Source organism: Qipengyuania sp., assembly GCF_048550555.1.
Lineage (GTDB): Bacteria > Pseudomonadota > Alphaproteobacteria > Sphingomonadales > Sphingomonadaceae > Qipengyuania.
The window spans coordinates 37031-49480 of the sequence record NZ_JBLYYF010000040.1 but is presented as its reverse complement, the minus strand read 5'-3'; the positions used below and the strand labels follow the sequence as shown (position 1 = coordinate 49480).

The following is a 12450-nucleotide window of genomic DNA, read 5'->3' as shown; positions in this document are numbered from 1 at the left end:
AAAATGAGCACCGAGACGAAAGCCAGGACCAAGCGGTTCGTCCAGCTCGCGGTTACCACTGCGCTGGCTGGCACCGCGCTCACGGCGTGCACCGGCAAGGCCGCACCAAGCCACGCCTACTCGGCCGAACATGCCGAAAAGGCCCTGATGAGGGGCAAGGCGTCGAAGGCCGTCGAGCACGCAGAAGCGGCGGTGCTGGCAAGCCCGCGCGATGCCTATAGCCGCACGCTGCTGGCCAATGCCTATCTCGAAGATGGCCGCTTCGCCTCGGCCGCGACGACCTTCTCCGAAGCGATGGAACTGGGCGATACCGCCCCGCGCACCGTAATCAGCCATGCGCTGGCGCTGATTGCCATCGGAGACCACGTCGGCGCGCGCGAGACGCTCCAGCGCTTCGAGAGCTCGCTCGACCCGGCCGATTTCGGCCTGGCGATCTCGCTCGCCGGTCGGCCGGACCAGGGCGTACACGTCCTCAGCAATGCGCTGCGTGCCGGCCAGAACACGGCGAAGGTCCGCCAGAATCTCGCCTATGCCTATGCGCTGCAGGGCAATTGGCGCGCAGCTCGCGTGATGGCGGCGGAAGACGTGCCCGCCGGCGAAGTCGGCGACCGCATGGCCCAGTGGGCAGCATTGGTTCGCCCCGAAGCCTTCACTACGCGAGTCGCAAACCTCCTCGGCGTCACGCCTCAGGTCGATCCGGGCCAGCCGCAGATGCTCGCGATGGCCAACCACCCGAGCGTCGACATGCTCGCGGCGCAAGATGCTGGCGGGTATGAAACCTATGACGCCGCTCCGGCGCGCGACTACGCCTTTGCCCAAGAACTGCCGGCTGTCGCCTCTGCGCCGGACTATGTTTCGTCAGGACCAGATTACGACGACAGCGGCGATGCTGCGATGGCCGATGCCGGGCTTGCGCCGGAATTCGACCGCGTTCGCTATGTGTCGAACGAAGTCGCCCAACCGACGCCGCCCAAGGCCCGCACCGTCGCGCCGCGTGTCGCGGGATCGGCCGCGCCCGTTTCGGCGCCCGCTCCGGCAAGCTTTGCCAGCGGCGAGTACAACGTCCAGCTGGGTTCGTTCTTTTCCATGTCGGACGCGCACGAAGCCTGGAAGACCTTTCAGAAACGCTATCCCGAGCTGGGCGATGCGGAGCGCGTGATCACCAAAGCCCGCGTCAACGGCAAGATCTACTACCGCGTCGCAGCAACCGGCTTTGCCAAATCGTCGGCACTGTCGATGTGCCGGACGGTCAAGGGCAAGGGTGGCGGCTGTATCGCCTATGCCGCCAGCCGCCCGCTTCCCGGAGCCCTCGGAGTCGTGAATTCGGACGTTCGGGTCGCAGCGCGCTAGGAAACATCCAGCGTCGCCCAACGTACCATCGAGTGCCCCGTCCGGAGCGATCCGGGCGGGGCTTTCTCTGCCTAGCGCTTGATGGCCACGCCGCCCTTGTAGAGCTGAGTGACCCGCCCCTGCGTCGGCTGGCCGTCGAACGGCGTGTTGCCGGCGGTCGCCTCCATCCTGGCGCTCTGGATGACCCAGGGACGGTCGGGATCGACGATCGCGACATCGGCCTCCAGTCCGGCTGCAAGAGCGCCGGCCGGGGCGCCCAGCAGCCGCGCGGGCGCCGTCGCGACGAGATCGAATGCGCGGGACAGATCGATCAAGTCGTCGCGTACCAGCGACAGTGCCATGGCCAGCAGCGTCTCCGCCCCCGCCATGCCCGGCTCGGCGTCGGAGAAAGGCAGGCGCTTGTCTTCGGGACCGCGCGGGTCGTGGCCGCTGGCGATAACGTCGATCGTGCCATCTGCGAGGGCCTCGCGGACCGCCTTCCGGTCGTCCTCACAGCGCAGCGGCGGAGACAGCCGGGCAAAGGTGCGGAATTCGACCGTTGCGAGATCCGAGAGCATGAAATGCGCGGGCGTGACGCCGCAGGTGACCTCTAAGCCGCGAGCCTTGGCCGCGCGCACGAGTGCAAGGCCGGCGCGCGTCGTGACCTGCCGGAAGTGAATCCGGGCGCCCGCCATTTCGGCGAGCGCGATGTCGCGGGCGAGCGCGATCGCCTCGGCTTCGGCGGGGGCATTCGGCAGGCCTCGGCGGGTGGCGATTTCGCCCGCGGTGGCGACAGCGCTGCCGACCAACGCCGCATCCTCCGCATGGGCGATCACCACCATGTCGAGCATGGCGGCATATTGCAGCAGCCGGAGCATAGCGCCTGAATCGGCGATCCACTGGCGGCCCGTGGCGACGCCCCGTGCCCCCGCCTCGCGCATCAGCGCCAGTTCGGCGATCTCGCGCCCCTCGAGGCCGCGCGTCGCTGCCGCCAGCGGGTGGACCCAGAAGTCGGGCTTGCCGCTCTTGGCGATATAGGACACGCGGCTCGGCAGGTCGAGCGGCGGCGACTGATCGGGCATCAGCGCGGCGCGGGTGATCCCGCCGAAGTGGAAGGCCGGCTTGTCGATCGCGAAAACGCCGAGATCCACCAGACCCGGCACCACGAGACGTCCCCCGGCATCGACGATCTCGTCACCATCCTGCGGGTCGACACCGACGCCGTCGATCAGGCCATCGACCAGTCGCAAACCGCCGTCGCGAAGGCCATCGGGAGTCACCAGCCGGCCGGAGGTGATCGTCAGGGGGCGCTGCTGCTTCATGCCGCCTCTCCCCAGCCTGCGACACCGCGCGCGCGGCGGGTGAGCACGTCGAGCGCGGCCATGCGGATCGCGACCCCCATCTCGACCTGCCGGGTGATGATCGAACGGTCGATCATGTCCGCCACCTCGCTGTCGATCTCGACCCCGCGGTTCATCGGCCCCGGGTGCATCACCAGCGCATCCTTGGCAGCCCTCTCGAGACGCTCTTTCGTGAGCCCGTAGAGATGATGATACTCACGCGCCGAGGGGATGAACTGGCCACTCATCCGCTCGGTCTGCAGCCGCAGCATCATCGCCACGTCCGCACCTTCGAGCGCGGCATCGAAGTCGTGGAACACGTCGGCCCCCATGGCTTCGATCCCCACCGGCATGAGCGCGGGCGGGGCACACAGCCGCACCGATGCGCCGAGCGCCTGGAGACAGAGCAGGTTGGAGCGCGCCACGCGGCTGTGCAGGATGTCGCCGCAGATCACGATAGTCAGGCCGGTGAAATCCTCCGCAGCCGTGCCGCGAGCGCGCAGCGCGTGGCGCAGGGCGAGCGCATCGAGCAGCGCCTGCGTCGGATGTTCGTGCTGCCCGTCTCCCGCGTTGAGTACGGGGCAGTCGACCTTGTCGGCGATCAACTGGGTCGCTCCGCTCGAACCATGGCGGATGACGATCGCGTCCGCGCGCATGGCATTGAGCGTGATCGCCGTGTCGATCAGCGTTTCGCCCTTCTTCACGCTCGACTGCGCTGCATGCATATTGACCACGTCGGCGCCCAGCCTTTTGCCGGCGATCTCGAAGCTCAGCAGAGTCCGCGTCGAATTCTCGAAGAAGGCATTGATGACCGTCAGGCCCGACAGCAGGTTTTCGTGCTTGGTCGCCTGGCGGTTGAGCGCGACCCACTGTTCCGCCTCGTCGAGCAGGAAGAGAATCTCGTGCCGTTCGAGCTGGCCGATACCGATCAGGTCGCGGTGCGGGAACGCGAGGCCGCCCGCCGGATAGCGGGCCGCGTGCGGCGGTTTTGGCGTCGATGTCATTGAGACCACGCCCTTAGTCGAGCAGCCTGTGCCGCTCAAGCGCTTTCCGGTGGCAAAGTCCCGCGCGCTTCCCTAACTCGACATGCAGACAGGAGATTTGACGCATGAAATTCGCTGGCAAGGTCTGGCGCCTCTTGGTCGGCATCAAGGACGGGCTGGTGCTCGTCTTCATGCTGCTGTTCTTCTCGGCGCTGTTCGCGGTGCTGACCGCGCGGCCCGGCCCGGCCTCGGTGCGCGAAGGCGCATTGCTGATCGCGCTCGACGGCGTGGTGGTCGAGGAACGGGCCGAGATCGACCCGATCGAGGCGCTCCTATCGGGCACGGCACCGATGGGCGAATACCAGGCACGCGAACTGGTCCACGCCCTCGACGAAGCCGCCGGGGACAATCGCATCACCGCCGTCGTGCTCGATCTCGACCGTTTCCTCGGCGGCGGCCAGGTCCACATGCAGGAAATCGGCGAGGCGCTCGATCGCGTGCGCGCCGCCGAGAAGCCGGTGCTTGCCTATGCCACCGCCTATACCGACGATTCCATGCTCCTCGCCGCGCATGCGAGCGAGGTCTGGGTCAATCCGCTGGGGGGCGCCGTCGTCGCCGGCCCCGGTGGCGAGCGACTCTACTACGCCGGACTGCTCGACAAGTTGAAGGTCAACGCACGCGTCTACAAGGTCGGCGAATACAAGAGCGCGGTCGAACCCTACAGCCGCAGCGACATGTCCGAGCCGGCGCGCGAGAATGCCCGCGCCCTGTATGAAACGCTGTGGGAGGAATATCGCGCCAATCTAAAGAAGGCGCGCCCCGGCGCCGATATCGCGCGCATCACCACCCAACCGGTCGAGTGGATCACGGCGGCGAAGGGCGACCTCGCCACCGCCGCCTTGCAGGCGGGGCTGGTCGACAAGCTCGGCAGCCGTGCCGATTTCGAAAAGCGCGTGGTCGAACTGGTCGGCGCAGACGACTGGGGCGATGGACCCAACGCCTATCCGCACACCGATCTCGCCGTGTGGCTCGAGGACAACCCCCTCCCCCGCAAGGGCAAACCCATCGGCGTGATCACCGTGGCGGGCGAGATCGTCGATGGCGATGCCGGCCCCGGCGTAGCCGGCGGCGACAGGATCGCCGGCCTGCTCGACGAGGCGCTCGAAGACGATCTCGCGGGGCTCGTGGTCCGCGTCGATTCGCCCGGTGGCTCGGTTCTGGCGAGCGAGGCGATCCGCGAAGCGATCCTCCGCCACAAGGCGCGCGAGATCCCGATCGCGGTCTCGATGGCCAATGTCGCGGCAAGCGGCGGATATTGGGTCTCGACCCCGGCCGACCGGATCTTCGCCGAACCCGAAACCATCACGGGCTCGATCGGGATATTCGCGGTCGTTCCGACCTTCGAGCAGACCGCGGCGATGGTCGGCGTGACCAGCGACGGGGTGCGCACCACGCCGTTGTCGGGCCAGCCCGACCTGATCGGCGGCTTCACCCCCGAAACCGACGCGATGATGCAGGCCTTCATCGAGAACGGCTATGAGGACTTCCTCGCCCGCGTGGGCGAGGCACGCGACATGACCCGCGACCAGGTCGACGCCGTTGGCCAGGGACGCGTGTGGGACGGCGGGACCGCACGCCAGCTTCGCCTCGTCGACGAATACGGCGGCTTGGAGGAAGCGCTGCAATGGACCGCAGCGCAGGCAGACCTCGGCGACAATTGGCACGTCCAGTATCTCGGTACCAGGCCCTCGACCTACGACACGCTGCTGCGCCAGTGGCTGATCGGCGATGGCGAGGAGCGGGGTTCGGGCGGCGACGTCTTCGCGCGCCTTGCACAGGGGCAGGTCGCCTTGGTGTCCCAGGTCTCCGCCGATACGCAACGCCTGCTCGGGGCAAGGGGTGCGCAGGCCTATTGCCTCGCCTGTCCGACGACGGCGCCGGCCCGGGTGCAGGCATCCGCTCCCCATGGGTGGCTCGCGAGGGTGGTAGCCCTGCTGTTCGGCTAGGGTGCTTGCCACGCGCCGATTCGCACAGTAAAGGCGCGCCCCTGCCCTGCCGCTGCTTCGCCAGCGGCTCAGCCGGGCGGGCGCGTAGCTCAGTGGTAGAGCACACCCTTCACACGGGTGGGGTCGCAGGTTCAATCCCTGCCGCGCCCACCATTCTCACCACGACAATCACGCGACCGCGTTCATGAGTGCGGCTACTTGCCCCTCAATGCGTCCTCAACCGCCTGGGCGGTAGTGGGCACGCCGTGACGGTTGCGCCGGAGATCGAATGCCACAGCCTTGAGTATCGCGATCGCCATGATGGCGACCACGAAGCTGAAGGGCAGCGCACCGATGATCATCGTGATGCGGATCGCATTGATCCCGCCGAGGATCAGCATGCTGCCGACCATCAGGGCCAGTGCCATGCCCCAGAAAATGATATGGCGTCGCCGACTCCCCTCGCTTTCGCCCGCGCCGTTGATCGTGTTGACGATCAGGATCGCGCTGTCGGTCGATGTGATGAGATAGGTCAGCAACAGCACCACCACGAGGCCCGAGGCTATCATTGTCGAGACGGGGCCGAGCAGGACCGCCAGGGTCGCGTAGAGCTGGTCCGAAATTCCGGTCTCGAGGATGCGCCCCCCGGCCATGCCGCTCAGTTCCAGGTCGATGGCAGTACCGCCGACGATGGCCATCCACACGAAGCACATCAGCGAGGGGACGAGGATCACCCCCAGGACGTATTCGCGAATGGTTCGGCCCCGCGAAATGCGAGCGATGAACATCCCGACGAAGGGTGCGAAGGCTATCCACCACGCCCAGTAGAAGACCGACCAGTCGAGTTGCCACTGGACCAGCGCTTCACCGATGGGACTCCCCCCCTCGAACAGCGTGAGAGAATTGGGCACGAGGGTGCGCAGATAGTCCCACAGGCCGATCCCCAGCACCCGCAGCCCATAGAAGCCCGACCCGACGATCAGGAACAATGCGAGCAACAGCGCGGAAAGCACCATGTTGAGGTTCGAGAGCCATTTGATGCCTCTCCCCACGCCGGACAGCGCGCTGAGCGTCGATGCGCCGACGAGGATCAACAGCGCCATCATGATGGCTAGCGCGGACGAAGACCCGTCCGAATCGAGGAGCCAGTCGCCGAGGCCCAGCCGCGCGAGCCCCGCCACGAATTGTTCGACACCAAGCCCCATCGTGACCGCCACACCCAGCAGCGTCGCGACGACCGCGACAATATCGATCAGATGCCCCCACAGGCCGGAAAGCTTGAGCCCGAACAGCGGCGCGAGGGCCGAGCGGACAGTCAAAGGCAGGTTGCGCCGGTAGGCGACATAGCCGATTGCGAGGCCGACCAGCGCGTAGGTCCCCCAAGCGGCAAAACCCCAATGCAGGAAGGTGTATGCGTAGGCGGGGCGCACCGCCTCGACCGACTCCGCTGCGACCGCGCCGCGAATGATTTCCGGGTTGTTCGCAAAGTGCGATAGCGGCTCGCCGGTCGAGTAGGTCAGCATCCCGATCCCGATGCCTGCGCCGAACAGCATCGAAAACCAGGAGAAGCGGCCGAATTCCGGCTTCTCACCGGCATTGCCGATGCGCAGTCGGCCCGATTTGGGCACGAGCGCGAGCACGAAACAGGCCAGCATCAAAAACGCCACGAGATAGACGTACCAGCCAGCGAAGGACGTGATGATACGCGAATTGGCCGCTTCCAGCGTCTCGTTGGCGCGTACGGGGAAGAAGATCGCCCACATGATGAGCAGCGAGACGATCACCTTCGACGGGATCGCGACGGCGCGACTGAAGCCGTCGTAGAAACCGCGCGAGGCCGTCTCGATCGGCAGCTCGATGAGCGGGGGTTCGACGGGGGGCTCGCTTGCGGCTGTCATGTCTTCTCCTGTCTCCCCGCGCGGTTCCGGCGCGAGGAATACGGCATTCTGACGACCCTATCGGCAGATCATGTCGGCGCAGCGAAAGGAAGAACGGCACCACCCATAGCATAAGGACCGCCCGAGCGGGCGGTCCTGCATGGCATTCTCAACGACACGAAGTCAGGCGGCTTTTGCGGTGGTCTTGCTCCGAGCCGCGGGCGCCTCGGTGGGCTTGGGAGAGCCTGCCCCGGCCTCTTCTTCTGCACTCTTCTTGTCGAGCACCTTCTTGGCGACATAGCCGCCCACGCCGAGCGCAACCATGGCGGGAAGGCTGATCCGACGAAGGACCGTGCTGGCCACGACGCCGAGAGCAGCACCGCTGGCGCCGCCGATGGCGTTGGTTTCCTTGGCGAGCCTGTCGCCGACGAAAGCTCCGATAATCTTGCCGATCATGTGATCATTCTCCTTTGCGAAACCAACGGCTTCGCTGCGGCGCGGTTCCGTGGGTCAGGATTGGCCTGAGCCGACCCCGCGCGCGAGAAGATCGTTGGCGCGGCGGGCGATGTCGTCGAAGGGAGGATCGCCCTCGCGCGCCCAGATGACATAGCGCAGGCCGAGGAAGACGTTCATGCCCATGACCGCCCAGGCCTCGACCGAGCCGAGGTCCTGCGCCAATTCGCCTGCCTGCCCTCCAGCGTGCAGGCGTTCCTCTATCCGCGATCCGATCGTCTCGTAATGGTCCCGGTAGCTTTCGGGATCGACGAATTCGGCCTCGTCGATGATGCGGTAGATTTCCTTGTGCTCGGCGGCGAAGGCGAGGAAGGCGCGCAGGGCGACGCGTTCGATCTCGAGCGCGCCCATTGCGGGATCGAGCGCCTCGCGCGCGGCCTGCGCTACGCCCGCGCTCATGTCCGAGACCAGCGCCCGGAAGATTGCGTCCTTGCTGTCGAAATAGGTGTAGAAACTGCCCAGCGCGACCCCGGCGCGGCGCGTAATCCCGCTGATCGACGCGTCATGGAATCCGTGGTCCGCGAACTCGCGCGTGGCAGCATCGAGGAGCTTGCGCAGCGTCTTGCGCCCGCGCTCGGTCCGCGGCTCCTTCCCCGTCATGGCCACATCGCTGGTCATTGCGGAACACCCCCTCCAATGCGCCTACGCTATCCGCCCCCATGGCATCAATCAACATCTAACTTGAAAGGTGGTTCAAGTTTCAGTATTGACGCTCGCATAAGAATGTTCGGGAGGGAAAAATGATCACGCGTTCCACCAAATTCCTCGCTGCGAGCCTGCTCGCCGGCGTCGCTTTCGCCGCCTTGTCCGCAGCCCCCGTCTCGGCCCAGGAAGCCGACGACACGCCTCCCGCCCCACTGGCCGAGGAAGGCAACACCATTGTCGTGACCGCGCGTCGCCGCGAGGAACGCATCCAGGACGTGCCGCTTGCCATCACCGCGCTTTCGGGCGAGGAGCTGACGAAGGGCGGGACGCTCGAAATCACAGAAATCGCTCAGGAAGTGCCGAACCTCACCCTCGAGGTCAGCCGCGGCACCAACACGACGCTTACCGCCTTCATTCGCGGCGTCGGTCAGCAGGACCCGGTCGCCGGCTTCGAGGCGGGCGTCGGTCTCTATGTCGACGACATCTATCTCAACCGTCCCCAAGGCGCAGTGCTCGACGTCTACGATGTCGAGCGGGTCGAGGTGCTGCGCGGTCCGCAGGGCACGCTATACGGGCGCAACACCATCGGCGGCGCAATCAAATACGTCACCGCACGCCTGCCCGACGACACCGAGGTCAAGGTCCGCGGAACCTATGGCTCTTACGACCAGGCCGACCTCATCGTCACCGCCTCGACGCCGCTCAGCGACAGCCTGAAGGTGGGCGTCAGCGGCGCGCGTCTTTCGCGCGGCGGCTACGGCGACAACCTCACTCAGCCCGGGGTCGAGAACTACAACAAGGACGTCTGGGCCGCCCGCGGGACGATCGAGTTCGACGACGGCCCGCTCTTCATCCGTCTTTCGGGCGATTACGTGAAAGACAATTCGGACCCGCGCCAGGGCCACCGCCTGTTGCCGGGTGCCTTCAGCGGGGCCCCCGTCCTCGATAACGTTTACGACACGCGCGCGGGCCTCGACGTGGTCGAGCAGGAGGTCGAAGCCTATGGCGGCGGCCTGACCGTGGCCTATGAAGTCAGCGACACGGTGACGCTCAAGTCGATCACCGGTTACCGCAAGGATAGGTCGACCACGCCGATCGATTTCGACAGCCTTCCCGCCGCCGATCTCGACGTCCCCGCGATCTACCGGAACAAGCAGTTCAGCGAGGAACTCCAGTTGCTCTACGAGGGCGACCGCCTGTCGGGCGTGCTCGGCGCCTATTACCTCGACGCCAACGCCTTCACCGCCTTCGACGTGGCGCTGTTCACCACCGGCGCGCTGATCGGCCTGCCCGGGCTCAATGCGCAGACGCTGGGCGATGTCGATACCGAGACCTATTCGATCTTCGGCGACTTCACCTATGACATCACCGACCAGCTCAGCCTGTCGCTTGGCGGTCGCTATACCTGGGACAAGCGGGACAGCCGCATCCTGCGCACCACCTTCATCGGCGGCTTCTCGGACCTCTTCCCGCCTTCGACCGCGACCGCCATCGCGGTGACCAGCGACTTTACGGGCAGCGCGACCTTCAAGGAATTCACGCCGCGCGCTTCGCTCGCGTTCAAGCCCAACGACAACCACACGCTCTATTTCACCTATTCGAAGGGCTTCAAGGGCGGCGGCTTCGACCCGCGCGGCCAATCGACCGCCGCACCCGACCTCGATGGCGACGGCGACATCGACTACGCCGATCAGTACGCCTTCCTCAGCTTCGCTCCCGAAAAGGTCGACAGCTATGAAATCGGCTGGAAGGCCTCGCTGCTCGACGACCGGCTGTTCGTCAGCCTCGCGGCATTCAAGGGCGACTATACCGACGTCCAGATACCGGGCTCGGTCGGCTTCGATACCGATGGTGACGGGACTAACGACAGCTTCATCGGCATCACCTCGAATGCGGGCGACGCCGATGTGAACGGCTTCGAATTCGAAGGCCGGGCCATCGTCGGCAAGGATTTCGCCGGGCCGGGCAGCCGCCTTACCTTCAACTGGGCGCTGGGCATCCTCGATGCGAAATACAACACTTTCATCGACGCCTTCGGCAACGATGTCGCCGACCAGCGCGTCTTCCAGAACACGCCCGACATCACCGCCAATGCCGGGTTCGACCTCGGGCTGCCGGTAGGCAGCGGCATCGTCGATTTCCTCGGTTCGGTCTCGCTGCGCTCGGATTCGAGCCAGTTCGAACTGCCCGGACCGCTCGATCAGGATGGCTTCGCCCTTGTCGATGCCAGCATCGTTTATACCGACGACAGCGATCGCTGGTCGGTCGGCCTCCACGGCAAGAACCTGTTCGACAAGCGCTATATCGTCGCCGGCTACGACTTCGTCACCGGCACTGTGCTGGGCCTCGAAGGGAATTTGACCGGCTTCTACGGCGACCCGCGCCGGGTTTTCGTGACCGGCCAGTTCAAGTTCTGATCCGGCACTCTCTCGACTTCAGGGGGCGGGGCTTTGCTCCGCCCTTTTTCTATCGGGCCACCCGTCGCAGCCGCGCGGGCGGCGCCACGTTCTCGACGGGAATGCCGTAGGTCTCGGTATAGTTGGCGAAGCGCTCGTCAACCTCACCCTCCGCAAGGCCGAATTCTTCGAGGCTGTAGCGATGCGGCCGTCGCTTGAGCCGCGCCGAGCGGTCGAGATAGGCCTGCATTCCAGCAATCGCCGGCTCGATCTCGAAGCCGAGGAAGCGGTAGACGCGCTCCATCGTCGCGCGCCAGTCGTTCTCCATGTCCTCGTACTGGACGTCGATCATCCGCTCGCGCGGGATGCTGTCGCGCGCAGTTCTCATGCGCTCGATCATCATCGCCGTCTTGCCGAGCCATTCCCGGCCGGTTTCGACCGGGTCGTTGTGGTCCGAATAGATGATCGTCTGGTTCCAAGCGAGCGAGGCCGCGCTGCCGACGACCTTCTTGGGATCGCGATGGGTGAAGATCAGCCTCGCGTCAGGAAAGACCTCTAGCAGAGCGGGCAGGTCGAACATGTGCTGAGGCGTCTTGAGGATCCATGGCCGCAGTGAGCTCTCCTGTTGCGACCAGCCGATCAGCCGCAGGAGGTCGGCCATATGACGATAGGCCGGCACGGCGGATTCGCCCGCACACCATCTCGAGTACCCCGGCACATGCCACTGCGCCTCCCATTTCATCCCGTACATCGAAGCGGCGACGAGCCCCAGTTCCTCCTCCGGTTCGTAGGGACCGGTGGGGTGAATCGACAGCGTGCGCGGATTGACGAGCCGCGCGACCTTGAGGATGCGGCTGGCGAGCTTGGGTCGGAAGTCCTCCTCCTCGCCCTCCATCACGGCTTCGTACCCGGGGCGCGGTACGGGGCTGATGGTCTCGAAGCTGCGGAGATGGGCGAAGCGCCGGTCGCTGGCGAGCAGGCGATGAAGCCGGGTCGTTCCCGAGCGCATCGGGCCGACGATCACCACCGGGTTCTTGAGCGGTCGCGCGAGGATTTCGGGGTGCCGCTTGAACCACATCTGGGTGTAGAGCCGGTCGCGCAGCACATGGTGGAACATCTTCATGGCGGAGAAATCGCCCGCCGCATTCAGGCGTGCCTCGCGCTTCACGCTGTCGAGCAGGACCTCGAAGGGACGTTCGAACCAGCGATCGCCAAAATCGTCGAGGCCGGTTGCCTGCGCGGCCTCTTCGAGCAGGTAGTCCCTTTCCAAACTGGCGGGATCCACCCAGCCCAGCTTGCGTCCCGCCCTGATGGCGCCTTCGGCGATATCGATGAAGCGCGTACGGCGCGGCGGCTGGATCGGTCGGTCGGTCAAGCGGTCT

At 65.9% G+C, this 12450-nt stretch carries 9 protein-coding genes and 1 tRNA gene; 4 read left to right on the top strand and 6 right to left on the bottom strand.

Features of this window, described 5'->3' with window-relative positions; genetic code table 11:
- Positions 1–3 precede the first annotated feature (3 nt).
- A complete protein-coding gene (locus ACN4E0_RS10770) occupies positions 4–1350 on the top strand; it encodes an SPOR domain-containing protein (RefSeq protein WP_419567710.1) in 1347 nt (448 codons plus the stop codon).
- Positions 1351–1421: 71 nt separating this feature from the next.
- Here the strand turns inward: ACN4E0_RS10770 and ACN4E0_RS10765 are convergent, their stop codons facing one another.
- Together ACN4E0_RS10765 and ACN4E0_RS10760 are read right to left on the bottom strand one after the other, a co-directional pair.
- On the bottom strand, positions 1422–2651 hold the full coding sequence (locus ACN4E0_RS10765; RefSeq protein ID WP_419567708.1) for a dihydroorotase: 1230 nt from the start codon (positions 2649–2651) through the stop codon (positions 1422–1424).
- The gene (locus ACN4E0_RS10760; protein ID WP_419567706.1) at positions 2648–3673 is read right to left on the bottom strand and encodes an aspartate carbamoyltransferase catalytic subunit; all 1026 of its coding nucleotides are present in this window, start codon (positions 3671–3673) and stop codon (positions 2648–2650) included. The genes ACN4E0_RS10765 and ACN4E0_RS10760 overlap by 4 nt, the downstream gene beginning before the upstream one ends.
- 104 nt (positions 3674–3777) lie before the next feature.
- Between ACN4E0_RS10760 and sppA the strand changes: the two genes are divergently transcribed.
- Together sppA and ACN4E0_RS10750 are read left to right on the top strand one after the other, a co-directional pair.
- Complete coding sequence (gene sppA, locus ACN4E0_RS10755; RefSeq protein WP_419567705.1) at positions 3778–5658, top strand: signal peptide peptidase SppA; 1881 nt, start codon at positions 3778–3780, stop codon at positions 5656–5658.
- Positions 5659–5736: 78 nt separating this feature from the next.
- A tRNA-Val gene (locus tag ACN4E0_RS10750) sits at positions 5737–5811 on the top strand.
- 41 nt (positions 5812–5852) lie between these two features.
- Here the strand turns inward: ACN4E0_RS10750 and ACN4E0_RS10745 are convergent.
- The 3 genes from ACN4E0_RS10745 to ACN4E0_RS10735 all read right to left on the bottom strand — a co-directional run bounded on the left by ACN4E0_RS10745 (position 5853) and on the right by ACN4E0_RS10735 (position 8645).
- Positions 5853–7535 (bottom strand): BCCT family transporter, encoded by a 1683-nt coding sequence (locus tag ACN4E0_RS10745; RefSeq protein WP_419567704.1) that lies wholly within the window; start codon positions 7533–7535, stop codon positions 5853–5855.
- A gap of 162 nt (positions 7536–7697) precedes the next feature.
- Positions 7698–7970, bottom strand: a complete 273-nt coding sequence (locus tag ACN4E0_RS10740; RefSeq protein WP_419567703.1) for a hypothetical protein — start codon at positions 7968–7970, stop codon at positions 7698–7700.
- 54 nt (positions 7971–8024) lie between these two features.
- On the bottom strand, positions 8025–8645 hold the full coding sequence (locus ACN4E0_RS10735) for a TetR/AcrR family transcriptional regulator (RefSeq protein ID WP_419567702.1): 621 nt from the start codon (positions 8643–8645) through the stop codon (positions 8025–8027).
- Between the two features lie 122 nt (positions 8646–8767).
- Between ACN4E0_RS10735 and ACN4E0_RS10730 the strand changes: the two genes are divergently transcribed.
- Positions 8768–11089: a TonB-dependent receptor gene (locus ACN4E0_RS10730; protein ID WP_419567701.1), complete on the top strand. Its 2322-nt coding sequence runs from the start codon at positions 8768–8770 to the stop codon at positions 11087–11089.
- 49 nt (positions 11090–11138) lie between these two features.
- Here the strand turns inward: ACN4E0_RS10730 and ACN4E0_RS10725 are convergent, their stop codons facing one another.
- Positions 11139–12443, bottom strand: coding sequence for a sulfotransferase family protein (locus ACN4E0_RS10725; RefSeq protein ID WP_419567700.1), 1305 nt, complete (start codon positions 12441–12443; stop codon positions 11139–11141).
- Between the last annotated feature and the right edge of the window lie 7 nt (positions 12444–12450).